23 protein-coding genes and 1 other annotated feature are annotated in these 23,809 nt (G+C 45.0%); of the genes, 4 read left to right on the forward strand and 19 right to left on the reverse strand.

What is annotated here, in order from left to right:
• Positions 1–45: 45 nt before the first annotated feature.
• Together AE2B122_RS15205 and AE2B122_RS15210 are read right to left on the reverse strand one after the other, a co-directional pair.
• Entirely contained in the window at positions 46–1,491 is a 1,446-nt protein-coding gene (locus tag AE2B122_RS15205; protein ID WP_245840424.1) for an NADP-dependent glyceraldehyde-3-phosphate dehydrogenase, read from the reverse strand.
• A 268-nt stretch (positions 1,492–1,759) separates the two neighbouring features.
• Positions 1,760–2,362, reverse strand: coding sequence for a TetR/AcrR family transcriptional regulator (locus AE2B122_RS15210; RefSeq protein ID WP_095220558.1), 603 nt, complete (start codon positions 2,360–2,362; stop codon positions 1,760–1,762).
• A 112-nt stretch (positions 2,363–2,474) separates the two neighbouring features.
• On the opposite strand from AE2B122_RS15210, the gene AE2B122_RS15215 reads away from it, so the two are divergent.
• A complete protein-coding gene (locus tag AE2B122_RS15215) occupies positions 2,475–3,023 on the forward strand; it encodes a 2TM domain-containing protein (protein ID WP_175074593.1) in 549 nt (182 codons plus the stop codon).
• Between the two features lie 18 nt (positions 3,024–3,041).
• On the opposite strand, the gene psiE is transcribed toward AE2B122_RS15215, so the two are convergent.
• Both psiE and AE2B122_RS15225 read right to left on the reverse strand, forming a co-directional pair.
• Entirely contained in the window at positions 3,042–3,479 is a 438-nt protein-coding gene (psiE, locus tag AE2B122_RS15220; protein WP_175074594.1) for a phosphate-starvation-inducible protein PsiE, read from the reverse strand.
• A 26-nt stretch (positions 3,480–3,505) separates the two neighbouring features.
• Complete coding sequence (locus AE2B122_RS15225) at positions 3,506–4,633, reverse strand: alpha-hydroxy acid oxidase (protein ID WP_175074595.1); 1,128 nt, start codon at positions 4,631–4,633, stop codon at positions 3,506–3,508.
• 117 nt (positions 4,634–4,750) lie between these two features.
• On the opposite strand from AE2B122_RS15225, the gene AE2B122_RS15230 reads away from it, so the two are divergent.
• Positions 4,751–6,034 carry an aminotransferase class I/II-fold pyridoxal phosphate-dependent enzyme gene (locus tag AE2B122_RS15230; protein ID WP_175074596.1) on the forward strand — a complete coding sequence of 428 codons (1,284 nt, stop codon included), beginning with the start codon at positions 4,751–4,753 and terminating at the stop codon, positions 6,032–6,034.
• A 28-nt stretch (positions 6,035–6,062) separates the two neighbouring features.
• Here AE2B122_RS15230 and AE2B122_RS15235 read toward each other — a convergent pair whose 3' ends face one another.
• The 3 genes from AE2B122_RS15235 to AE2B122_RS15245 all read right to left on the reverse strand — a co-directional run bounded on the left by AE2B122_RS15235 (position 6,063) and on the right by AE2B122_RS15245 (position 9,029).
• Positions 6,063–6,887 (reverse strand): GNAT family N-acetyltransferase, encoded by an 825-nt coding sequence (locus AE2B122_RS15235; protein WP_175074597.1) that lies wholly within the window; start codon positions 6,885–6,887, stop codon positions 6,063–6,065.
• 90 nt (positions 6,888–6,977) lie between these two features.
• The gene (locus tag AE2B122_RS15240; protein ID WP_175074598.1) at positions 6,978–8,432 is read right to left on the reverse strand and encodes a DHA2 family efflux MFS transporter permease subunit; all 1,455 of its coding nucleotides are present in this window, start codon (positions 8,430–8,432) and stop codon (positions 6,978–6,980) included.
• Positions 8,433–8,459: 27 nt separating this feature from the next.
• Positions 8,460–9,029: a TetR/AcrR family transcriptional regulator gene (locus AE2B122_RS15245; RefSeq protein ID WP_175074599.1), complete on the reverse strand. Its 570-nt coding sequence runs from the start codon at positions 9,027–9,029 to the stop codon at positions 8,460–8,462.
• Positions 9,030–9,241: 212 nt separating this feature from the next.
• Here AE2B122_RS15245 and chrA point away from each other — a divergent pair, with 212 nt between their 5' ends.
• Positions 9,242–10,429: a chromate efflux transporter gene (chrA, locus tag AE2B122_RS15250; protein ID WP_371809664.1), complete on the forward strand. Its 1,188-nt coding sequence runs from the start codon at positions 9,242–9,244 to the stop codon at positions 10,427–10,429.
• Between the two features lie 108 nt (positions 10,430–10,537).
• Here the strand turns inward: chrA and AE2B122_RS15255 are convergent, their stop codons facing one another.
• The 5 genes from AE2B122_RS15255 to AE2B122_RS15275 all read right to left on the reverse strand — a co-directional run bounded on the left by AE2B122_RS15255 (position 10,538) and on the right by AE2B122_RS15275 (position 15,981).
• Positions 10,538–11,749, reverse strand: a complete 1,212-nt coding sequence (locus tag AE2B122_RS15255; RefSeq protein ID WP_175074601.1) for an MFS transporter — start codon at positions 11,747–11,749, stop codon at positions 10,538–10,540.
• A 62-nt stretch (positions 11,750–11,811) separates the two neighbouring features.
• Positions 11,812–12,060, reverse strand: a binding site (T-box leader).
• Between the two features lie 27 nt (positions 12,061–12,087).
• Positions 12,088–13,122, reverse strand: coding sequence for an ion channel (locus AE2B122_RS15260; RefSeq protein ID WP_175074602.1), 1,035 nt, complete (start codon positions 13,120–13,122; stop codon positions 12,088–12,090).
• Positions 13,123–13,238: 116 nt separating this feature from the next.
• A complete protein-coding gene (locus tag AE2B122_RS15265; protein ID WP_095220548.1) occupies positions 13,239–14,417 on the reverse strand; it encodes an NAD(P)/FAD-dependent oxidoreductase in 1,179 nt (392 codons plus the stop codon).
• 29 nt (positions 14,418–14,446) lie between these two features.
• Positions 14,447–14,863, reverse strand: a complete 417-nt coding sequence (locus tag AE2B122_RS15270; protein WP_038557686.1) for a DUF1641 domain-containing protein — start codon at positions 14,861–14,863, stop codon at positions 14,447–14,449.
• A 269-nt stretch (positions 14,864–15,132) separates the two neighbouring features.
• Positions 15,133–15,981, reverse strand: a complete 849-nt coding sequence (locus tag AE2B122_RS15275) for a DUF1206 domain-containing protein (RefSeq protein ID WP_095220547.1) — start codon at positions 15,979–15,981, stop codon at positions 15,133–15,135.
• 130 nt (positions 15,982–16,111) lie between these two features.
• Here AE2B122_RS15275 and AE2B122_RS15280 point away from each other — a divergent pair, with 130 nt between their 5' ends.
• Positions 16,112–16,582, forward strand: a complete 471-nt coding sequence (locus tag AE2B122_RS15280) for a collagen-like protein (protein ID WP_371809661.1) — start codon at positions 16,112–16,114, stop codon at positions 16,580–16,582.
• Positions 16,583–16,620: 38 nt separating this feature from the next.
• Here the strand turns inward: AE2B122_RS15280 and AE2B122_RS15285 are convergent, their stop codons facing one another.
• From AE2B122_RS15285 to AE2B122_RS15315, 7 genes are all read right to left on the reverse strand, one after another.
• Positions 16,621–17,931, reverse strand: a complete 1,311-nt coding sequence (locus tag AE2B122_RS15285; protein ID WP_095220546.1) for a TRAP transporter large permease — start codon at positions 17,929–17,931, stop codon at positions 16,621–16,623.
• Entirely contained in the window at positions 17,928–18,419 is a 492-nt protein-coding gene (locus AE2B122_RS15290) for a TRAP transporter small permease (protein WP_175074603.1), read from the reverse strand. Before AE2B122_RS15290 ends, AE2B122_RS15285 begins: the two co-directional genes overlap by 4 nt.
• A gap of 20 nt (positions 18,420–18,439) precedes the next feature.
• On the reverse strand, positions 18,440–19,450 hold the full coding sequence (locus AE2B122_RS15295) for a TRAP transporter substrate-binding protein (RefSeq protein WP_175074604.1): 1,011 nt from the start codon (positions 19,448–19,450) through the stop codon (positions 18,440–18,442).
• 61 nt (positions 19,451–19,511) lie between these two features.
• Entirely contained in the window at positions 19,512–20,702 is a 1,191-nt protein-coding gene (locus AE2B122_RS15300; protein WP_175074605.1) for a Gfo/Idh/MocA family protein, read from the reverse strand.
• The gene (locus tag AE2B122_RS15305; RefSeq protein ID WP_254593522.1) at positions 20,699–21,793 is read right to left on the reverse strand and encodes a Gfo/Idh/MocA family protein; all 1,095 of its coding nucleotides are present in this window, start codon (positions 21,791–21,793) and stop codon (positions 20,699–20,701) included. Before AE2B122_RS15305 ends, AE2B122_RS15300 begins: the two co-directional genes overlap by 4 nt.
• A 13-nt stretch (positions 21,794–21,806) precedes the next feature.
• The gene (locus AE2B122_RS15310; RefSeq protein ID WP_175074606.1) at positions 21,807–22,625 is read right to left on the reverse strand and encodes a sugar phosphate isomerase/epimerase; all 819 of its coding nucleotides are present in this window, start codon (positions 22,623–22,625) and stop codon (positions 21,807–21,809) included.
• A complete protein-coding gene (locus tag AE2B122_RS15315) occupies positions 22,622–23,797 on the reverse strand; it encodes a dihydrodipicolinate synthase family protein (RefSeq protein WP_175074607.1) in 1,176 nt (391 codons plus the stop codon). Before AE2B122_RS15315 ends, AE2B122_RS15310 begins: the two co-directional genes overlap by 4 nt.
• Between the last annotated feature and the right edge of the window lie 12 nt (positions 23,798–23,809).

Consider the following 23,809-nt stretch of genomic DNA (forward strand, 5'->3'; position numbering starts at 1 on the left):
AAAAATAAAAAAAGAGGAATCCCGCGGGATTCCTCTTTTTTTATTTTATTTATCCAAGTTCAATACAGTCAATTTTTCTCTTGTCATGGAAAGGATGCTGTTCGCAATACCTTGTGTTCCCATACCAGAACCTTTTACTCCAAGGAACGGGAAGTGGTCAGGGCCACGCTCTGTGCGTCCATTGATTTGGACAGCACCTGTTTCCAATTCGTTCGCAATATAGAAGGCTTTATCTACATCACGAGTGAAAATGCTCGCTTGCAAGCCGTACTCGGATTTATTGGCTATCTCGATAGCTTCCTCATCAGATCCAACACGGATGACAGGCAGTACCGGACCGAATGGTTCTACCCATGCAACATCCATATCTTCGGTTACATGATCAAGCAATGTCGGATGAATCAAATTGCCTTCACGTTTGTTACCTGCAATAAGTGTTGCGCCTTTTTCCAAAGCATCATCGATTAACGCTTGCACGCCATCTGCTGATTTACTATCAATTAATGGAACAACTGTATTACCGTCTTCCGGAGAACCAACAGCCAGCTTCTCCACTTCAGCCTGTAATCTTGCAACCAGATCATTTGCCACATTATCATGGACAAGTACACGTTTGATTGCTGTACAGCGCTGACCTGAATAAGAATAAGCTCCGCTGATGATATTCTTCACAGCTTTATCAAGATCCGCATCTTCGCGGACGATACCAGGATCCTTACCACCAAGCTCAAGAACGACAGGCTTCATGCCAGCGACTTTTGCCAAGTTCTCACCTGTTTTAGTTCCTCCAGTGAAGGAAACCATGCTAATATCTTTATGCTCCACAAGGAAGTCACCGATGACAGAACCGCGGCCAGTTACAATATTGACGACACCTGCCGGGAAGCCAGCTCGGTCGAACGCCTCCATCATCTTGATACCGCTTAAAGCGCCTTGCGTTGCAGGCTTGAAGATGACCGTATTACCGGAAATAAGTGCTGGAGCCAGTTTTGATGCTGACAAGTTTACTGGATAGTTGAATGGCGAAATTGCCAGGATGACACCTAAAGGTACTCTGTCCACAATTCCAACCTTGGAGCTGGATCCACCTGGGAAACGGTCGCCTCTCATGCTCTCGCCATTGGTGTGCAATGCTTCTTGCGCAGTATAACGGATATAGTCATAAGTCCGCTGCACTTCACTTTTGGCATCCTTCAGGCTCTTACCAACTTCAAGCATCATTGTTTGTGCAAGTTCATCCTGCATAGCAAGAAGTTCATCCGCCCATTTATAAAGCAGATCTGCTTTTTCCTGCAAAGGAACCTTTGCCCATTCTTTCTGTACTTGCTTCGCAGATTGAATTGCTGCTGCTGCCTCTTCCTGAGACAAGGCTTGTACAGTACCAACGACACCCTCTTTGTACGGTGACATGATTTCTACGACATTTCCTGTGGTGCTTTCTTTCCATTCGCCATTCACGTAATAACGTTGCGCTGTTAATGTTGACTCCACTACTTTTTCCTCCTCGTGTTACAGTTAGTTTATTTAATTAAAAAACTTAAAAAAGTTTCTGACACTCATTCTACTACTAACATTTTTATAATGGAATCATTTTGCTCAAAAAAAATAATTAAATTTTTTCCATAATATCAAGGTTTCTAAGTATATAACATATAAGATTAGTATGTCATTTTTATTATCCGATTTACTCCCACTCAAAAAGCAAACCTATAAATTTTGGTTAATTACATACTCTTTTTTAACTAAAAAAAGAGGAGCATCAATTGCTCCTCTTTTCTTCCCGGCATAAATCATCCACATATTCGGTTAGGATTTCTGCCGCATACTCGCCGGAAAAATTCTCAGAATCAATGAAACGGTGGAACGCCAATCCATCAATGAGGGCATATAATTTTTCCGTTTCCTTCAGCAGATCCTTCCCCTCTTTCAAGTACCCACTGTCTGAAAGGAATACCAACAAACGCTGCACAGTCTCCCGGATACCATCTGTTTGGCGGAAAGCATCACCTTGTTTGTATTTGAAATGCAGGGTGAACAAAAACCATACTTGCATCTCCGCCATTGTTTCCTTATCGATTGGAATAAGCTCCAACAAAACCTTTGTCACAAGCTGCTTTGGCGGCAGAACCTGTTGAATAACTTGCATGATCCTGGCTTCACAGCGAGTTTTAACAAGTTCCATCGCATAGTAAAGCAGTTCTTCCTGCGTCGTGAAATAATGACGAAGTGCACCAAGTGATAAATTGGCTTCTTTGGCAATGTTTCGGACAGAGGCTGCCTCCATCCCGCCATCCATGATAACCTTCCAAGTTGCTTTGGCTATATCTTGCTTTCTTGCTGCATGATCTATTTTTTTTGGCATAGCTTTACTGTAGCAAAAAGCTGATTTGAAATCAATTTATTTAATACACTTGTATCACAAAGACTTGCGTGTTAGCATAATAATACAACTGTACTATAAAAGGAGATGAAAAATGAACAGCATCATTGTCTTAATTATTCTGTGTGAAGTTGGTTTTTGGGTATTTATAGCAGCCGGTTTGATCGCACGCTATGTGTTCAAGCTTCCAAAAGTAGGTATGGTCCTGCTTGGAGCAACTCCACTGATTGATTTGATACTGCTCTTAGCTACAGGCTTTGACCTTGCCCGCGGAGCAACAGCGACTGCAGCACACGCCATTGCCGCCATTTATATCGGTGTCAGCCTGGCATATGGGAAATCGATGATACGCTGGGCCGATCAGCGCTTTGCTTATTTTGTCGCGAAACAAGGTGAGAAGCCACAGAAACTCTATGGGAAAGAACATGCCATGAAAGAAGTGAAAGGCTGGCTGCAGCACTTGCTCGCATACATTATAGGTGCTGGTTTATTGCTCGCCGTCATCTACTGGATCAATGCGCCACTTCGGACAGAAGCACTCACCAGCGTCCTGCGCATCTGGTCGATTATTCTCGGTATTGATTTTATTATCAGCTTCAGCTATACCCTTTTTCCGAAAAAAGAGAAGCATACCAGCTCTTAAAGCAGTATGCTTCTCTTTTCAGAAGTCTTCCTTCTTTGATCTTTCGTTAGCTCTATTCATGATGAAATAACAAATGACAAGCAGGAGAACTGCACCACAGAAAAACAATGTATTCAGCGCACTCTCATGGTAGACGACTATCAGACGAATCAATGCCGTGATACCGATATAAAGAAAATAACGGATTGGAAAGTGATAATCCTCCTGAAAATACTTTACGATCATAGCAATAAACTCAAAATAAAGGAAAAATACGAGGATATTATTCAAGAATTCCAGTCGCGACGTATTGCCTTCATTGAACAAGGAGTTGGTGATAATATCAATCAATTCCTTCACTAACAATATGGTAATGGCGATAGCCAAAAGAATTAAGGCTACATTTAATACGTATTGCAGGACGGTTGCAATGGTTGCCTTCGTCCGTTTTTTCTTTGTATGTGTTTGTGTCCGCATAGTTTCACCTCTAAAATTACTATTCCCTACCTCTTGACTAGATAAGCTGCATCAATGTTCTTCGTGCATGATACTCCTGACAATGCATAGGTCAATCGTAGCTCTGTTCGCAGATCCTCGATCACCCGGCTTACCCCAGCTTGTCCGCCAGCTGCGAGTCCATATACATAAGGCCGGCCAATCAAGACGCTGTCCGCTCCCAGAGCAATTGCCTTGAATACATCTGCTCCACTCCGCACACCGCCATCCATTAATACCGGCACTGCTCCATTTACTGTTTTCGCAATAGCGGGCAATGCACGCAAAGAAGCAATGGCACTATCCAGTTGTCTTCCGCCATGGTTGGATACAACGATAGCATCCATTCCTAATTCGATTGCCTGCTTAGCATCTGTTGGGTGCAAAATACCTTTCACAACAATCGGCAAGCTTGTCTGTTCCCGCAGGAATAACAAATCATCCCATGTAAGATTCGGATGATGAATATTCTCCAGTATCGCTTCCCTTACATGCTCTTCTGTAAGCTCTGGTACCAGTTCCTGAAAAACAGGGTCGTTTATGTAATTAGCTGCTCCTTTTAACAGCTTCAGCGGCGAATATCCATTCCGGTAATCACGTTTCCGCCAGCCTAGCAGTCCTGTATCGACTGTTACTACGATTGCCTTATAGCCCGCTTCCTCTGCTCGTTTCGCCATGCTGGCAGTTAAATCACGGTTTTTAGACCAATACAATTGGAACCATTTCACCGCTTCAGGTGCCGCCATAGCAATCTCTTCCAAGGAAGCAGATGTAACAGTGCTTGCAACAAACGGAATACCAGCAGCTGCTGCAGCTTTCACACTGCCAATCTCCATCTGTGAATGAAAGATTCCTTGGAACCCTACCGGTGCCAGCATCACAGGCATACTTTGCTCCTGTCCAAACAGCTTGATAGAAGTATCTACATTCGAGACATCCCGCAATACTCGCGGCAGGATGTCGTACTCACTGAATGCTTCTCGATTCTGTCCGAGTGTCAGTTCATCTCCAGCTCCGCTTTGCAAAAATCCAAAGGGACCAGCTGGAAGAATCTCCTGAGCGCGTTCTTCCCATTCCGCTGCGAATAACGGATAATCACTTATCATTTCTCCGATTCTTGTAAAAACATTTCCCATTTCCTAACCCCCCATTCCTTTCTTTGTAATATTAATAGAATAATTCGAACACGTTAGGAATTCCACTCTTTTCGTGTTAAGATAATCTTTGAAAAATAAGCAACGGAGGCGGCAACCATGGCTAATTATCAAGATCTTTCGAATGAAGCGTTACAACAGAAATACAATACGCTGCAAGATGCATACGAGGCGATCGCCGGTCAGCAGCTGCAGCTGGATATGTCTCGCGGGAAACCATGTACCGAGCAGCTTGATCTTTCCCAGCCGATGCTCGATATTATTACATCAAGCAGCACAGTAAAAACGGAAAATGGAACGGATGCCCGAAATTATGGAGTATTGGACGGTATTCCTGAAGCAAAGGCATTTTTCGCTTCTATCCTAGACGTTGAACCGAAACAAGTAATCGTCGGCGGAAACAGCAGCTTGACTTTGATGCATGATTCTATCGTTCAATTCCTGCTTCATGGTGTATCAGAGGAAGCAACACCATGGATTAAGCAAGACAACGTGAAATTCCTCTGCCCTAGCCCTGGCTATGACCGTCATTTCACAATTTGCGAAGCATTAGGAATAGAGATGATCCCTGTTGCAATGACACCTGAAGGTCCTGACATGGAGGAAGTGGAAAAGCTCGTTGCAGCGGATCCGCAAATCAAAGGCATTTGGTGTGTACCTAAATACAGCAATCCGGATGGTTTTACATACTCCGATGCTGTTGTTAATCGTCTTGCTGGCATGCAGACGGCTGCAGATGATTTTCGCATTTTCTGGGATAATGCATATATCGTGCATCATCTTACAGAAGAGCCAGATGAACTTAAAAATATCATGCGTGCTGTGGCAGCTGCGGGGAATCCAGATCGTGTCATGGAATTCACTTCTACTTCCAAGGTGACTTTCCCAGGCTCTGGTGTTGCTGCTCTTGCTTCAAGCGAAAAGAATATTACTTTCTATAAAAAGCATCTATCTGTTCAATCAATTGGGTCGGATAAGCTGAATCAGATGCGCCACGTAGCGTTTTTGAAAGATAAAGAAACACTCTCTGCCCATATGAAAAAGCACGCCGGAATCATTGCGCCAAAATTCCAGACTGTCCTTACAATCTTGGCAGAGAAGCTGGGTGGTAAAGGCATTGCCGATTGGACGAATCCGAAAGGCGGCTACTTCATCAGCTTGAACACTATGGAAGGCTGCGCTAAGGATGTCGTGGAGCTTGCCAAGAAGGCCGGTGTAACCTTGACTGGCGCAGGTGCAACCTACCCTTACGGCAAAGATCCATATGACCGGAACATCCGTATTGCCCCAACACTGCCGCCGACTGCAGAACTGAAAAAAGCCATCGATGTACTATGCTTGTGCGTCGAAATGGTGAGCATTAATCGTCTGTTGCAGAGATAAAAGTAAGGCCGCCCTTAAGGCGGCCTTTTTATATAGAATAAAGATAATAATCCTGCTGGCTCTCCTTTATAAATCCGGTCGACGTATATAAAGACAATGCCTTTTCATTCTCAGACTGGACATCCAAATAGACTGATTGCCCCCGCTGAACTTCCATCCGCACAGCTTCCTGCAGAGCCTTTCTTCCATAACCTTTTCCTTGGAATTCTGGCAGTACAGCAAAGCCATATATTTCACTTCGTTCTTTATCATGATGGATACGGATTTTCCCGACTGTTTTACCTTCCACCTCAATCATGAAAAATCCCTTCTGAAATCCATCCTTTTCCAAACGGTGATTATACATTTTTGCTTCCTCCGCTTTGAAATTGAAGCAGGCGACATCCAATTTCATCTTCATTTCGATATCTTCTTTACGTGAAGGTCGCAAATAGATTGATCCATCCAAATCAGGAAGTACTTTTCCCTCCCATTTCATCATGTACTCTGATTCTTCATATGTACAAGTTATCGAATCTAACCATAGCTTGCCTAATTTACTGTTTGCTGGAACATTCAGCAGTATGTACCGAGCTTTTTCCATGGCAGGATGACTGCTCTGGAATAACCTGCTGAAGATGCCTTTTCGGCGGTATTCTGGATGCACCATTCCGCATACCTCAATCTTGCTTCCAAAACTATATAATCCAAGAAATCCGACAAGCTGGCCCGAGTCATATGATAAAAAATCGGTCTGCTCCTCTTCACTTCTGTTCTCGAGCATATCCCAATTCAACTTCAACTCTATACTGTCGTTTCTTTCTACTACTTGCTGAAGTGCTTTTATTTCTTTTAATTGTTCAACTGTAAGCAAACACATTACCCCCAATCTCTGTTTACCTACTTATCATACCTTAATTTTCCACACAAAAAAAATCCTGCCGAATATACGGCAGGATTTTAATTAATTTGCTTGATGATCCACTTTCACTCGTCGGATGAAGAAGCTGATAACCACACCGACAATAGCAACAATGATACCAAAGATAAACGAGCTTTGGACACCTTCAGTGAATGCTTGAATCATTGTAGCTGGATCTTGCGGATTGGCTGCGTCTTCCATGAAGCTCTTCTGTCCAGCTGTCATGATAGAGATTGCTACAGCAGTACCAATTGCACCAGCAACTTGTTGCAATGTATTCATGATAGCTGTTCCATCTGGGTACAGACTAGGAGGCAGCTGGTTCAAACCATTTGTCTGCGCTGGCATCATGATCATTGAGATACCAATCATCAAAGCAATATGCAATCCAACGATGAAGCCAGTAGACGTGTCTAGAGAAATGGTAGAGAACCCGAACATAACCAAAGTGACAATGATAAGACCAGGAGTGACAAGGAATCTCGGTCCGAATTTATCAAATAGTCCACCCATGACAGGGGAAAGCAAACCATTGATAACACCGCCAGGAAGCATTGTCAGACCAGCAACCAGCGGAGTAAGAGCTAGAGATGTTTGCAGGTACAATGGCAGCAAGATCATGGAAGAAAGCATAACCATCATACTTACTAAAATCAGTACCAAGCCTAATACGAACATTGGATACTTAAATGCATTCAAATTCATCATCGGCTGATCCATCTTAACCTGACGAACAGAGAATAAGATAAGACTCAAGACACCAGCTGTAATAGCAACGATTACGATTGGGTCACCCCAACCGCCGCCTTCACCAGCATGACTGAAGCCATAAACAACTCCGCCGAAACCGATAGTCGATAAGATAATAGATAGTATATCGATTTTCGGCTTCGTTAATTGTGTTACGTTTTGCATGAAGAATGCACCGAAAACAAGCGCAACTAAAAGCAACGGCAAGGAGAACCAGAAGATCCAATGCCAAGTCATTTTATCGATGATCAATCCTGAGATTGTCGGACCTACTGCAGGTGCGAACATAATAACTAGCCCGATCAATCCCATTGCTTTACCGCGTCGATGCGGCGGGATGATGTTCAAAATTGTATTGAACATAAGCGGCAGCAATAGCGCAGTTCCGACTGCCTGCACAATACGTGCGATTAACAGCACAGCAAATGATGGTGCAGCGGCAGCAATGATAGTACCGATAATTGAGAAGACCAAGGATGTTAAAAATAGCTGACGTGTCGTGAACCACTGCATAATTAAACCAGAAACCGGCACGAGCACACCAAGTGTCAATAGATAGCCCGTAGTCAGCCATTGAGCTGAAGATGCCGAGATACCAAATCCATTAATAATATTCTGTAGCGCAATATTCAGCGCTGTCTCACTGAACAGACCGACAAAACCAGCAATCAAGAATGAGATGATGATTGGCATAGCTTTGATTTCACTGTTATTCACTGCTGTTGAAGCAGTATTATTACTATCCATTTGCAAAACTTTCTCCTCCAATGTGAATTATTGTTTAAGTAATGACGGAAGCTGTCTCGCCACACTATATAGCGGGCTTCCCGATGCACTTGTCAGAGCCAGGGTCACTGCCCCTTCTATCAAGGCATTTATCGTAACGGCTAGATCATTCGCCATTTCCTTTTCATAGCCAAAAGCAACCAATCGATTTGCGTATAATGCCTGCCAATCCGCATAGGCATGCTGGCAGCTGTTTCGCAACGATTCGTGTGTTGCCGCAGTTTCAGACGCAATCAATCCGATTTGAACACCTTCCATTTGATGTTTTTTTTCAAAATCAGAAGCAATCTTATGGATATGATACTGAAAAGCCTCTGCTGCAGTATCCTTCTCTTCCAGATCCTTTGCGGCTCCTTCGAGGAGATGCTTTTTCATCAGCTTAATTGCTTCTACTGCAATCTCTTCTTTCCCATTCGGAAAATGATAGTACAGCGAACCTTTAGGAGCACCACTTTCCTCAATAATCTGATTCAAGCCTGTGCCATGATAACCCTGACGCTGGAAAAGCTCCGAAGCGGTACGTAAGATGAGTTCTTTTGTGCTTTCCTTTTTTTTCACTGCCCCATACAACCTTGCACCCCTTAAATTATAACGATTGGTCTAGATAATAATAATTTTTTTTGTTCTCTATGTCAAGAATGTGATTTGCAATTTAGTTTGTAAAGTTTATGTAAATTTCGAAACGCTAAAGTAAAGGAGATGTTATAGTACAAATGAATTTTTATAACCCGTTTCACCCTCCACCAACGATTAATATATGGAAAGGAGCACTGAATATGACAAATAGTCAAAAGAAATTATCAGCTCTTCTCGAAATATTTCTTATTTCCCTCCGATTAGGCTGTACTTCCTTCGGCGGACCTATTGCCCATCTCGGTTACTTCCAGCAGACGTATGTACGCAATAAGAGATGGCTCGATGAACAGGCGTATGCCAATCTGGTAGCATTAAGTCAGTTTCTACCAGGCCCCGCCAGCAGTCAAGTCGGTATCAGTATCGGTATCTTAAGAGGCGGTATACTCGGAGGAATCATCTCATTTATCGGGTTTACACTGCCTTCAGTCCTTCTACTCATCTTATTCGCTCAATTCCTTGGACAAATGAATCTTGCCGATGCTGGCTGGATCCAGGGATTGAAGCTTGTAGCTGTTGCCGTTGTAGCCCATGCTGTACTTGGAATGAGTCAGAAGCTCACAGCAAATCCTATAACGAAGGGAATTGCATTAGGCGCTCTAGTACTCACGCTTTTATGGCCACATCAATTGGCACAGTTGCTAGCTATATTACTGGCAGCAGGCGCAGGATATTTTCTGCTGCACCCGAATCAGAACGATAAAGAATCCGGTCATTTAACCATTTCTATCGGCAAAAAGTCCGGCGCTATCTGCTTAAGTCTGTTTTTCCTTTTATTAGCTGGTCTGCCTATGCTGCGCGCTATAACAGATACACCGCTTCTCGCTATGGCGGACAGCTTCTACCGCGCCGGCTCGCTTGTATTCGGTGGAGGTCATGTTGTCCTTCCGCTTTTGGAGCGCGAATTTGTCCCAACCGGTTTGATCAGTCAGCAAGACTTTCTTGCAGGATACGGAGCTGCCCAGGCAGTCCCTGGACCATTATTCACATTTGCAGCTTATCTCGGAACCATGCTTTACGGCTGGCAAGGTGGTTTACTGGCAACTGCTGCTATATTCCTGCCAGCATTTCTGCTCATAATGGGAGCTCTGCCATTCTGGACAAGCCTGCAGAAAAATAGCAGTTTCCGCAAGGCTTTTGCCGGAATTAATGCGGCAGTTGTAGGAATATTAATCAGTGCATTCTTCATCCCTATTTGGTCATCGACCATCCACTCAGCCATTGACATTGCACTTGCTGCTGTTTTTTACAGCCTGCTGGCTTTTTGGAAAGTTCCTGCCTGGATTATTGTAATAATCGGTGCTGTTAGCGGTCTGATTTTATAGTATCTTCAAATACTCAAAAAACAAAATCGATTCATTTTTATATTTTTGGTCGTCACTGCAGAATAGCACACCTATGCCCAAAACGCGCATAAGAAGAAGCCTGATACCCTAAAGGATATCAGGCTTCTTCTCTACTAATGTTCTTTTGCTGATTATGACTAATAGGACCGTCAGCGACAGCATAATCAGACACCCAGTCTGAACTGCTGCTGCTACATTCGTCAGCTGATTTATTCCAGCCAAAACTGCTGTCATCCCGATAATTAGAATCGCTTCTATTGATTGATACATACTAAGCATACGACCCATTTGCTCAACTGGAATATGCTCCTGCATATATGTTACATATCCAGCGTTTGCAAAAGCCAGCGCACCGGATAAGATGAATACACCTGCACTTGCTGAGAGAAAGTTTTGAGAAAAAGCAAACAGCACATACCCTAAGGCTCCACCAGCTGCCCCATAAGCAAGCAGCTGAATGGAACGAAAATGGCGATTTACGATAGTCAACAGTAAAGAACCTGAAACAAAGCCAACTCCAGCAATACTTACAAGCAATCCATAAGCAGGTTTTGATAAACCAATCGCCTCTGTAGAGAAAGCAACTTCCATGGAATCAACAGCTGCAGTCATAACAGTGATGCAGCTGAACACCAGAAGCAAAAGAGTCAGCATGACAAACTTTTTACTGAAAGCTGTAACAAGACGCCAGTCTTCTCTCCAGATTTTCAGCCATTTTTCCTCCGAACTTTGTTCCAAGACAACTTTTACAGATGGCAAAGCGATGCAAATAATAACTGCTGCCAGTAACAATACTATATTAGCGCCCAATGCAATCTCAACAGATCCTGCACCAACTAAAATCCCTGCAGCCGCCGGACCTAATACAAAGCCGCTGCCATCCGCAATGGCACGATAGGAATTGAATTTCTGCCAGTGCCGCTTATGGATTAACCCAGTGATATACGGCAAACTTGCAGGCTCAAAGATGGCGCCTGCAGCTGCTACGAAGAAAACAAGCACATAAATTTGCCATAGGGAAGTGGCGATGATCATCCCGGCTATACCGAAAATCCTTATAGCGTACAATAGAATCATCAGCTTCCGATTATCCAGCCGATCAATAATACTGCCCGCCCAGCTGTTCATCAGCAGCCCAGCTGCCGGCTTAACCATATAGAGAATTGCAACAGCTGCTGCAGCTTGATCTGCCTGCTCATATACCTTCAAATTCAAAGCAATCAAATACAGCCAATCCCCACAGGATGCACATGCAATTCCGATAAGCATTCCGATAGCACGAATACGGTATTTCTTCACCTTCATTCCCCTCTCTGTTTGAAGTGAAGCAAATAAAAAAATCCCACCCCCAAGATTGTCATCTTAGGGGCGAGATACCGTCGCGGTGCCACCCTAGTTTCCCCAGCAGGTCACCCAGCCAGGCTCAAAAAGTACACGCATTGCTGCGTAGACCCTTGTGCGCTAACGGGCACTCCCGGCCTGCCATCATCTTCATCCGGCAAACAGCTCTGCGGTTTGTTCCAGCTTGGCTCCTTCACCCTTTTCACCATCGCAGGGATTCTCTGTAGAAGGAGTTTACATGCTATACTGTTCCGCTTCATCGCTTGTAAATTTTTTCTATAATATCATGTAGAAGGCTACTGCACAATACTTGTTGAAATTTTTTCGTAAGCTTCATCACTTGCTATGATATACAGTCGATCTCCGGTCCGAAGGGAAGTCTCCCTTTCTTTGAGATAGTTCATGTCTTGATTGATACAAAGCAAGACTATGCCCTCTTTTGTCAGCGCTTCTTGCGCATCTTGATAAGTTTTCCAAGTAGATTCCGGTTGTATCTCATAAATATTTGTTCCATATTGTTTGCTCAACAGCTGACGGAACAGATTGGATGTTCCCGGTGCCATTACAGCCTTCGCCATCAGAAGGGAAACAGAATCATTGGATAGAATAAAATCATCAATGGATATATGCTCAAATTTAGGTATATGTGTTTCATTATTGATTTCTACAACAGTATGTATATTGGTATTTTCTTTCTTGGAAAGCCCTTCGACCGCTGAAGCTATCAAGAGTGTCTTGGCATCTGCTAGTAGTGTAGATTCCAATTCAGGATCAGAGAATACAGCAACGCGTGCTGCTTCCAGAAGATTCGCGTAAATCAAAGTTGCTTCATCTGAAGGGTCTCCTTGTACAAACGCAACTTGTTCGTGATCAAATGGATGCTCTTTCGTATCATCTACAATGACAATATAGGCATCTTTTTCACTTGCCAGCACTTCCTCGATAGATCTTCTAACCTTTTTTGACCAGCCGATGTAAATATAATGCCCCTTCTTTTTGATCATCAATTTCCCCTCCCTTTGCATGCGCTTATATGCTGAGGCACCGTCCACGATCTTCCCGATCAATAAACCGATTACACCGATACCAAACAGGAACAGAAAGATTCCTAGCAGCCTTCCAGGTATCGTTTCCGGATAAAAATCCCCATAACCAACTGTAGTTACAGTCGTCATCGTCCACCAAAATCCATCGAACAATGATGAAAAATTATTTCTTTCTATTAGATGAATACCGATGGTTCCTACCAGCACGACAAGGACGGATGCTAAAGCTATTGCAAGAAAATTAAACCCTGTAACGCTCTTCCATAAACGAATGAAAAAAAGCATGATCTCTCCTCCTAGACTTCCATTATAACTGGAAAAATAAGAGAAATGTTCAGTATCTTAGACATTTCGTAACATACAAAAAAAGCACCTCCAACGGGGAGGTGCTTTCGTTCTGCTTAGTAAGCTAAGCTGAATAGTCCTTTTACGTGAGTCAAGTAGCGGATGTTACTTGCTTCTTTCATCATTGTAGCTGGAAGACCTTTCAATGGTGTTTGGTTAGCACCGATGAATGCTACAGCGTCCTTGCGGCCAAGGCTTGCAAGTGTACCGGAGTTGATCGGGCTGAAGTTTTCCATTGTTTTGCCTTCAAGATAAGCGAATAGGTTGTAACCTACTAGTTCGCCCATCTGCCAAGCGATTTGTGCTGTTGGAGGCCAAGGACGACCATCTTCACCGAAGTATACAGCACTGTCACCGACAACAAATACATCTTGGTGGCTCTTAGACTGAAGGAAGTTGTTTACAGTCGCACGGCCGCGATCTGTTTCCAATCCGGATTCAGCTACCATTGGAAGCGCTTGTACGCCACCTGTCCAAACAAATGTATTTGTTTCGATTTTCTGACCATCTTTTAATTCCACGACATTGCCTTCCACGTTCGTTACAGGCAAGCCAAGCAAGAACTCTACGCCGCGTTTTTCCAAGCTGGATTGCGCACGATCGATTAGATGCTGTGGAAGCATTGGAAGAACCTTTGGACCAGCTTCAACGAGTTGAAGCTTGATTTCTTTTGGATCTACACCGTGAGGCAAGCAGTAAGAAGCGAGCTTGTCCGCGATTTCGCCGACTAGTTCAACACCAGTCAGGCCGCCACCACCGATAAGGATTGTTGCATCTGCAGGGTTTTTAGAAGCTGCATATGCTTTAATTTTATCTTGGATTTGGTTGAATACTTTGTTTGCATCATCTGCTGATTTCAATACAAGGCTGTTTTCTTCCAATCCAGGGATACCGAAGTAAGCAGTCTTACTTCCAAGACCTACTACCAAAGCATCGTAAGAAAGCGTATTTCCGCCTGCAAGAACAACTTCTTTCTTGTCGACATTAAAGCCTTCTACTGTTGCTACTTTGAAGTCTACATCCAAACCTTTCAAAAGCTTCTCTACAGGCATTGCCACTGCTTGCTCGGAAATGCTGCCTGCTGCAAGACGGTGAAGCTCAGTGATGATTTGGTGTGTAGGTGTTTTATTGATAAGCGTTACATTCGCTTGCGCTTTAGTGTAATACTTACGTACGTTTTGAGCGGCTAAGACTCCGCCATAACCGGCGCCTAAAATAACGATATTCTTTGCCATACTTAATCCTCCGTCCTTACCTTAAGCTCTTATTTTTGTTTTTGTTTTTCTTTTTCGTTCGCAACTTCCAGATAGCTCTGAACAAAACGGAACATCTTCTGTGCTTGTGGATCCTTCATCAGACGAAGCAAACCGAACAAACCGATTGTTTCGTTGCTTGCTTCTGCGCGGTCTTTTGCTTCAATTGCAGTTTGAGCAACTGATTTCACTGAGTCTGTGACTGGGTGTAGCACTTCAGTAATAGCACCTACTGTATCGGATTTCAACACATCGTCTGTAGCTACAGCTTGCGCGAAGTCGTAAGAAGCAGTCAAAGCGTTCACAAGTTCATTGATTTTTGGAAGCTGTTCAATTAAAGAAGTCAATGATTCTTGTACTTCAGGTTTTAGCAATTGTGCAGCTAGGTCTTGTTGGCTCTGGCTAACACTTTCGTTTGTTTCTGACATAACGTATTCTCCTTTGCTATGGTAATGCATTATATTTATACGTAAACATTATACTTTGTTGTGAATTTGTTCACAACTGTACGTTCACAATTTGCTCAAAATATCCACCTACAACTTTACTCCTACTTGGAGAACTTGTCAAAAGTTATTTCACACACGTTAATGATTTTTTTCATTTCCTATTATATATTCGAAAATAGACATAATAAAAGCCGTGTCACTCTTCTGCTTACGTAGCTTTCCCCTATTTCAGAGAAATATTAATATTCTTATGCGTTCTTCCCAAAGCTCATACTTTCATAGCGACCGCGGATGACACTGTATACTCCGAACAGAATGAAACCAACAGCTACAATTGCAAGAAGCCAGCGTCCGAATGGCTGCTGTGACACTTCTGAGAGTGCACCATCCAGCCCCTTAGCTTCATCCGGATCGGATTGAATAGCAGTCATGACAAAAAAGAATCCCACTATGCCAAACACAATACCTCTGCTAATCAGACCGATACGGCCCGCATGGCGGGCAGCCCGTTTTTCGTGCTTATTCATTTCTCCTGTCTTGAATCGGTTCATAAAACTTCCCGACACCCCACTGAAAAATTCAAAGATACCGTACCCGATAATAATAAGCCCAACAGCTGCAACCAGCCATTGTCCAAAGGGATATGTAAGAAGCTTTGCTGTTAGGGATTGCTCGCTCCCTCCACCACTTCCTTGATTCGTGGCAGCAAAACGAAGCGCATTAAATGCAATACTGGCATATATGACCGTACTGACGCCAAAGCCTATGCGAACAATAATTCCTTTTGCCCCGTTTCCTTCATTGTTCGGATCCTTGATGGCAAGTATTGCATCCCAGCATACATACCCAATTAATCCTATTCCAATCAGCCATAACAAAATATTTCCGAAGGGCATAGCTGCCAATTTTTGCAGCATACCGCCTGTGTCGGTTGTATCTCCTCCCACATGAAGCGCAGCTAAGAGTGCCAGAACACCGATGAGGGCATAGACGATTCCCTGAGACATATACCCGATTCGTCCGAATCTTCGAATCCATGGTTTTGATTCTTCCTTAGTCTCCCTTGCTTTTCGTTTGGCTTCTTGTTTATCGGCCATAATCGTCTTCCTCTCCTGTTTTAAGAGCTATACCCAAGCTATGTATATGAGAAACCAGAAAAATAGGATAGGCAAGCTACCCTTGCACAGATGCCTACATACGATGAAGGAGAAGCAAGAAGGGAGAATGATGATGTATAACGAAAATGATGATAAACAAGAACAGCAACGACAAATTCAATTTCCAGGCGGACCTGGTTTTGGCGGTCCTGGTGGCCCCGGTGGACCTGGCTCAGGCGGTCCCGGTTTCGGTGGTCCTGGATTTGGGGGCGGGCAGGGCGGCTTTCCAGGCGGACCTCCTCCAGGAAGCGGCGGACAGCAGGGGCAATTCGGACCTCCTGGACCTCCTCCATCTCAAATTCCACAGCTGCAGTCAGTAGGCGCAGGTGGCCCTTCTACCTTTGCTGTAGATCCGGGTGGAATCCGTTTCTGTCTTTTCCGATACACTTACATGCAGCTTGAAAACGGGCAGCGCTTCTGGTACTATCCAGTATTTGTCGGTCGCACTTCCATTGCCGGCTTCCGTTGGCGCCCACAGCAGTTCCGCTGGCAGTATTTTGGCATCGACCTCAGACGAGTTGCGGCATTTAGCTGCTTCTAGGCAACTAATAAAAAGGCCTTCTCAGAAGAAGGCCTTTTTTATTTATCCAGTACACCCATAAGTTCTGGCAGCCACAAACTAAGAGCTGGGATATAGGCAACAGCTAGAAAAGCAAGAATGACTGGGATATAGAAGAGCAAGAGCGGTTTGGTAACTTGTTCAATTGTAACGTTCCCTACTTTAGCCCCTATAAAGAGCACTGTTCCAACTGGCGGTGTAATTGTGCCAATTGCAAGACCCATGGACATAATCATTCCGAAATGGACAGGGTGAACACCTATCTCTAAAGCAATCGGCAGGAGTATCGGCGTAAAGATAAGCAAAGCTGGCGCAATATCCATGAATGTACCGACAAGCAACAGCAAAAGCACCATAATTAGTATTAAAATCATCGGACTATCACTGAGTTGGAGTATCCCTGAACTAACTAGCTGTGGCAGTTTGGAATAAGATAGTATCCAAGACATTGCTGAGGAAGCACCAATAAGCAATAAGATGACGCCTGAAAAAATGACTGTATCTCGAAGTATTACAGGTACATCCTTCCACTTTAAGCTTCGATACAACAAACATAGTACCACTGCATAGAGAATGGCGACAGCCGCTCCTTCCGTTGCTGTGAACACACCGAGTGATATTCCTCCGATAACAACGACAATAAGCAAAAGACTAGGAATTGCATCTAATATCACTTTAGCTGCCTGAGTAAAGCGAATTGGTTCAGAAACCGCATAACCTTTGCGTTTCGCGATGATATAAGCTGTAATCATGATCAAAACTGCCATAAGTATACCAGGCAGGTAACCCGCAATGAACAAAGCCCCGATTGAGGTACCCCCACTAAGGACTGAATAAATGATCGGGGTGCCACTTGGAGGGATAATTAATCCTGCCGGGGCAGATGCGACATTTACAGCTGCCGAGTATGTAGGGTCGTATCCCTCTTTTTTCTGTAAGGGAGACATGATTTTACCCATGGTTGCTGCAGAAGCTATAGCAGAGCCGGACAAGGCTCCGAACAATGTGTTACCAATAACATTTGTGTGAGCCAAGGAGCCTGGCAGTCGCCCCGCCAGTAGCTTTGCAAAGTTGATCAGCCGCTGCGCGATTCCACCTGTATTCATGATACTGCCTGCTAATGTGAAGAAAATCAGCGACAGCAGCACGAAGCTGTCAATCCCGGTAACGAACTGCTGCGAGACAACAATCAAGATTTCATCAAAAGGCAGCAGCATCATTCCTGCAATCAAAGTTGACAAGCCAATACTGATGGCGATTGGAACACCGAAGAAAATGAGCAGGAAGAAAAGCGCGAACAGAACGATCCCTGCAAAAACGATACTTGTCATGCTGCATCCCTCCCTCTAGCAGCTTCATTGCGTGCCATGAGTCGATTCGTGACTATATAATAGACACTCAGCAAGCCAGACAATGGCAGCGCAGCATATACATATCCCATCGGCAGACCGAGGACTGGTGAAGTCTGTGTCATGGAAGCAAGCATCAGCTGTGTTCCGCCAACAATAAAGACCATTACCATGAACACTAGTACCGTCACTTCAATAATAATCTCGGCTGCTTTTTTATCCTTTGCATGTTTCCATTTTGACATCAAGAACGTCAGCGCAATATGTTCTTTCACCCCGAAAGCATAACTGGCTCCAAGCAGCCCTACCCAGATGAAGGAAAATCGCAGTACCTCTTCTGTGAACACGCTCGGATTTTGCAGGACAAAACGAGTGAAGACCTGCCATATTGCACCTGCGACCAAGAAGACGGTTAGCGTACAAGTCACTAGCAAAATACATCTATCCATCCAATATCGTACTTTTTCCACCTTGTTCAGCTCCTCTTCATTTACTGTAACGCTGCGATGTCATCCAGCACTTCAGCCACTTCCGGGTCTTCTCGCCTTTCTTCGATCAGCGGCTGTACCAGTTCCTTGAAAGGCTCCTGATCAAGCTCATTGAAGGTAACATCCATCTCACCTTCTGCTTGCTTAATGCTCTCTTCAATCAGCTGGTCCCAACGCGCATTATGGTTTTCCGAGGAGATTGCTGCTGATTCCTCGACTGCCTGCTGTTGCTCCGGACTCAGACTGCCCCATGTCTTCTCACTCATAATTAGAAAATCCGGAATTCGCGTATGTTCATCGTAAGAAAAGTATTTGGCTACCTCGCCATGGTTCGCATCGGTAAGAGCAATCGGACTGCTTTCCGCCCCATCAATGACACCTTGCTGCAGTCCTGTATATACTTCCGGCGCAGGCAGCGGCGTCGGGGAAGCTCCAAGCAGTTCCATCGTACGGATTGATGTTGTATTCGTCATCGTACGAATCTTCAGTCCATGCAAGTCCTCTGGCTTTTCAATTGGCGTGTCTGCTGTATAAAAGCTCCTTGCACCTGCATCGTAATAAGCGATACCATGCAGACCAATCGTCTCCAGTTCTTCATAAAGGTCTTTTACAATATCGGACACCATAACTCGTTTAAAATGCTCTTCATCTTCGAATACATAAGGCAAACTGAAAACGGAGAAATCAGAGTAGAAACTCTCAAGCACACCGCCATTCACTTTGGCCATATCGACTACTCCATTCTGGACAAGCTCCAACATTACCCGTTCGTCACCAAGTCCGCCTTCTGTGTATATATCTGTCGTCAATACACCTTCTGTACGCTGCTCCAACTCGCCGCTGAATTCCTCCAGACTGGCATATACAGGACTATTCGGATTATGAATATGTCCCATCGTCAGCTTTCTCGTCTCATGGCCAGCAGCATCTGTAGCCGGAGCGACAACCATCAGCACACCTATGCTAAGCAGCAGAACAGCAAGAATTAGCCACGTTGTTTTTGCTCGTTTCATGTTTCACCCTCCACAAGTTATTATAAAGCGCTTACAATTGATGGCATTCTACAGGCTGTGATTAGACGCTCCTCTTCTGGATTGGCAGAATCACATCAGCCTGTTTAGCTGGCTTGCTCCAAGGTATTTGTAATTCATATGGCAGTTTTCCACTCATAAAACATGCATTCATCGTCTGCTCTAAATTGATGACAGTTTGGAGCTTGCCTGCTGTTTGTTTGATTGCTTCTTCTGGAAAACGCTCTCCAGCCGAAATATTCTGGTGCAATGCCTCAATTATCGCCGCATGACCGAGCGCAGTCTCATACGTGCATGGAATGTCCCTGCCATCTGTAAGTGCAGCGATGCAATAATCCAATTTATCCAGATGGTTGGCCTGCGGATTTCCATAAATCTTTTCCTGTCCATCTTTCGTGTATGCCGTGATAATGCCTTGATCGAGATTGCAATCATAGACGATGTAGCCTTTTTCGAAAGTATATAAGAATTGTGGTCCTTGCTCTGTTGCTGTTGCATGCGATCCATAAAAAAGCAGCTCGCATCCGGAATCCGTTTGCAGACGGATGGCACACGTATCGAAAGTTTCGATATCGTTTGCCCGATACAGTTCGGCTTCCAGGCGTTTGACTCTCGCCGTTTCTTGCAGCTCATGCCCGAGCACAAAAAGCATATTATGGATGAAGTGGGCAGCTGCATTATTGGCTACACTATCACGTATTTGCCGTCCATCAGGCGTCATCAGCTTTCCCGACCAAGATGAACGTGTAAAATATGCTTCATCCCGCGGCCACAGTACCACTGTTTTCATCTGCTGCGGCTTCCCATAGAGTCCCTTCCGGATATCTTCCTTAAGCTCTAAAATTGGGGCAGTGAACGACCAGTTGAAACCAATTGCAGCCCACTTTCCTGATTCCGAGATAGCTTGCTCCCACTTCATTTGATCTCGCATATCAGCAAAGATCGGTTTTTCGCAAAGAACATTTGAGCCATGTCGTAGTGCAAAGATCGCCTGCTCCGTATGCAAATGAATAGGTGTGGCGATGATGGCTAGATCCGCTTGATTGTTTTGATAAAAAACGTCCAGCGTAGAAAATATCGGGATTCCACGCTGCTTTACTTGTTCCAAAAGTCTGCTTTTCTCCGGATGGATTTCCACGATACCAGCGAATGTGATGTCCTCACGCTTCAACAATGCATCCAAGTAATGCTCACCGTATCCATTCATCCCAATTAAAACAACCGCTTGCTTCATCGCTTCTCCCCTACCTTTGTCAGGCTGATTGCCTGCTCCTGTGCCTGGATTGCCAGAGCCGCAGCCCGGAAAGTATGTTCCTGACTCATTGCTGATTCCGTCCCTTGCTGACAATCGGTAATCAATTGTTTGAAATACGAAATTCCTACCTTTCCCTTAGCCGAAAAGTAGACTTCCTCCTGATCCGTCACCACATACAGATGCTCCCCTTCAGCCGTGCGTGCTACATCCGTGTATTTTCGCAGTTCCACAAACCCGTTTGTGCCGTGCAGCACTGTTCGTCCGTCTCCCCAGACCCGAAGTCCATCGGGCGTGAACCAGTCAACACGGAAATATTGGCTTACACCGGTGTTCGTTACAAGTGTTGCATCACCGAAATCCTGCCATGCACCATATTGCGGATGGGCATAATTCGCCACCTTACTATGCAGCACCTCAGCCTCTTTACTTCTCGCATAATGAAGCAGCTGCTCAATCTGATGACTGCCAATATCACATAAAATACCGCCATTTTTCACCGGATCAAAAAACCAATTCGGCCTTGTGTCTGCCTGCAGCCGATGAGGACCCGAACCAGTAAGCTGGAATAAGTCTCCGATCAAACCTTCTTGTAAGATGTTATCTGCCAGCAGCGCCGCCTCCACAGCCAATCGTTCACTATAAAACACCGCCCATTTCTTTCCTGTACGGCGCACCGCTTCCTCGGCCGCATGCAATTGAGCCATTGTAGTAAAAGGCGCCTTTGCAGAAAGAAAATGCTTCTCGTGCTCCAACACCCGGATGCCTAATGCCCCACGCTCCGACGGCACAATACTAGTTGCAACCAAATCCACTTCGCTCTGCAGAATCTGTGATAGCTCTGAGACTATCTTTCCTGTTCGGAATTTCTGTTGAAGAGCACTTGCTTGATCCAGATTCCTGTCATAGATGTGCATTAGCTGTGCCCCTGCGTCCAAGAGCCCTTGTACCATACTGTAGATATGCGGATGATCAAGGCCAGCCACAGAAAAAGCGAAAGGGACTGTTATCTCAGTGTCACCAGCTCTTGCAGCTTCCTGGGCTAATTCCTCTAATTGATTCAGCAGTGCCATTTTTCAGCTCCCCTTATACGTGCGCCTGATAGCAGCGCTTCATTTGATGGAGCACCTCATCGCCTGGCTGATCCCATATCTCCTGATTGATGATTTCCACTTCGATTGGTCCTTGATAGCCTGCTTCCTCCACCATGCTGCGCATCTCACGCAGATTGATGACGCCATCTCCCATCATAGCTCGCCCCTTGAACATATCCTTCATCGGCACCTTCCAATCTGACACATGGAAACCTAATATCTTACCCTTCGCCCGATCAATTTGGTGTTTCAGCTCTGGATCCCACCAAACATGGAAGGCATCCACTACTACCCCAAGATGATCTGATTGCAGCTTCTCCGCTATAGTGTTGGCCTGCCCTAGTGTATTGATGACGGAGCGATCGGCTGCATACATCGGATGAAGCGGCTCAATCCCAAGCTTCACACCCAGTTCTTCCGCATATGGGAGTATCGCTTCTATTCCTGCCTCGACCCAATGTCGAGCCTGGGTGATATTTTTGTCCGAAGCCGGACCGCATACAAGCACTAGCACATCTGTCCCCAATGTCTTCGCATCTTCTATTGCCCGTTTGTTGTCATCTATACGCTGCTGCCTCTCACGCTCTGTAGCTGCAGGAAACATACCGCCACGGCAAAGACTCGACACGCGCAAGCCGTATTCCGTCAACAGCTTTTTTGCCTCTTTTACACCAATTTCCTCAAGCTTATGCCGCCAAATGGATATCCAGTGGATATCATGCCGAGCACAGCCTTGGATCGCTTCGGTCGGCGACCAGTTTTCTGTCGTAATCTGATTCAGACTGAGAAGCTGCAAATCAGCCTTTGTCATGACATCACCTTCTGTTCAATACCCGCCAGCTTCAGTACGAGCTGCATCCGTTCTGCTGCAAGCGCTGGATCCACTAGGACTCCCGCTTGATCAGCAAGCCTGAACAGCTCACTCAAATGGAGAACCGACCGGGCGCCTTCTGCACCGCCGATCATCCGGAAATGTGATTGATACCCATTCAGGTATGCCAGGAAAACAACACCTGTTTTGTAGGCGTATGTTGGCGTTTCAAAGATATGCCTTGCAAGCGGCACCGTTTTATCGAAGATTTCTCGATATCGGTCCAGGTCTTCTACATCAAGTGCACGCAGTGCCTCGGAAGCTGCTGGTGCAATTGCATCAAAGATACCGAGCAGCGCATGGCTATATTGGTCTCCATCACCTTGGATCAACTCTGGATAATTAAAATCATCTCCTGTATACATCCGAACCGATGCCGGAAGTTTCGCTCGCATTTCAATTTCCTTGTCCTTATCGAGCAAAGAGATCTTGATTCCGTCGATTTTTCCTTCATACTGATAGATCAGCTCCAGACAGTCATCCATTGCACGGCTGATCGTTTCTGATCCCCAGTAGCCAGTCAATTTCGGATCGAACATCGGACCGAGCCAATGGAGGATAACCGGTTTCTGCACTCCGTCAAGCACGTGCCCGTATACGTCCTTGTAATCCGCTGCGGATCGTGCACTGGCAGCCAACGCTCGGCTCGCCATCAAGATGATCTGGCTCCCGGTTCCTTCGACGAATGTGCATTGCTCTTCGTAAGCCTGCTTGATCTCCGACATCGTATACGTACTGTCAGCCGGCAAATGATCCGTACCAGCTCCTGAAGCAAGCAATGCCTTCTCTTTTTTCGCTTCCTTTGCACTTATGGAAATTAGTTCTTTCGCCATCTCATATGTGAGACCCATGCCTCGCTGCGCTGTATCCATTGCCTCCGCTACGCCGAAACCAAGCTTCCACAGCGCTTTCCGATATTCTAAAGTTGCATCCCAATCAATCGCACCGCCTAAAATAGGGTGTGCTTCAGAATGCGCATCCGCAACGACATGAGCAGCAGAATAAGCTGTTCTTGCCCGGAAAGCTCCTTCTGTCGGGTAAGTGGAAGCTGAATGGACAAGTGTATACGCCTCTAACAAATGACCTTGCTTCGGTAAAAGAATCGTTGTCATGCTGCTTCCTCC

It is taken from the genome of Terribacillus sp. AE2B 122 (genome assembly GCF_902497585.1).
GTDB classification, from domain to species: Bacteria; Bacillota; Bacilli; order Bacillales; family Amphibacillaceae; genus Terribacillus; species Terribacillus saccharophilus_A.